This window comes from Paraburkholderia phymatum (assembly GCF_040965635.1).
Classification (GTDB): domain Bacteria; phylum Pseudomonadota; class Gammaproteobacteria; order Burkholderiales; family Burkholderiaceae; genus Paraburkholderia; species Paraburkholderia phymatum_B.
The window spans coordinates 1-866 of the sequence record NZ_JBFRCH010000109.1 but is presented as its reverse complement, the minus strand read 5'-3'; the positions used below and the strand labels follow the sequence as shown (position 1 = coordinate 866).

The following is an 866-nucleotide window of genomic DNA, read 5'->3' as shown; positions in this document are numbered from 1 at the left end:
CATTCTGATGATGCTGTCGACGTACGGCTTGCGTGCGGGAGAGGTGACGCGACTGCGGCTGGAGGATATCGATTGGAGAGCTGATCGATTTTATGTCCGCCATACCAAGACTGGATCGCAGTCAGTCTTGCCGTTGCTTCCGAGTGTCGGTGATGCTCTGCTTGACTACTTGCGACGAGGACGACCAGCCTCAGATGTGCGCGAGATATTTGTTCGCGCTCGGGCACCTTATCGCGGATTTCAAAGTGGTTCCAGCTTGTACACACCAGTGCGTCGGCGACTCGAAGCAGCGGGGATATATCCAGTTGGCAAACGCGGTCCGCATGCATTCCGACATGCACGCGCTGTCAGCCTGCTTCGTGCTGAGGTTTCTGTAAAAGGGATCGGGGACCTATTGGGACACCGCTCGGCCGGGTCTACGGCCGCATACCTGAAGTTGGCTACGGAGCATCTTCGCGGCGTAGCCCTTGACGTTCCGAACTCGGAGAGGCAGCCATGAAGCGAATCTGGCCTGATGCCGACGGAGGTTGCATCGGACGCTTTATCCTGGAATTGGGAGCCCGCAACGCAAAGACGCCCGTTGTTTACCGATGCATTCTGTCCGGCTTCCAACGGTTTGTCATGCAGTACGATCGCAGGCGATCACTCGATCAGGAAACGATCAAAGCGTGGTTGCACGAGCGAATTGCACAATGGCCTTTGCACATTGTCTTTCACCGCGCACGTCTCGTCGACCGGTTCCTCGATTTTCTCGAGTCAGAAGGCTCGATTGCGAGCAATCCGCTACATGAACTGCGGATGCAATATGGTCAGCGAACGACAACGCCCATAGTGCGTGCACTGCTATCGTTTTCCTCAGAGACAGC

1 protein-coding gene and 1 pseudogene are annotated in these 866 nt (G+C 56.1%); both read left to right on the top strand.

Going from position 1 to position 866, the window contains the following annotated elements:
• Positions 1-7 precede the first annotated feature (7 nt).
• Positions 8-499, top strand: coding sequence for a tyrosine-type recombinase/integrase (locus tag AB4Y32_RS40405; protein WP_368726575.1), 492 nt, complete (start codon positions 8-10; stop codon positions 497-499).
• Positions 496-866: pseudogene (locus tag AB4Y32_RS40400) on the top strand (tyrosine-type recombinase/integrase); the annotation flags it as partial. The gene AB4Y32_RS40405 and the pseudogene AB4Y32_RS40400, both read left to right, overlap by 4 nt.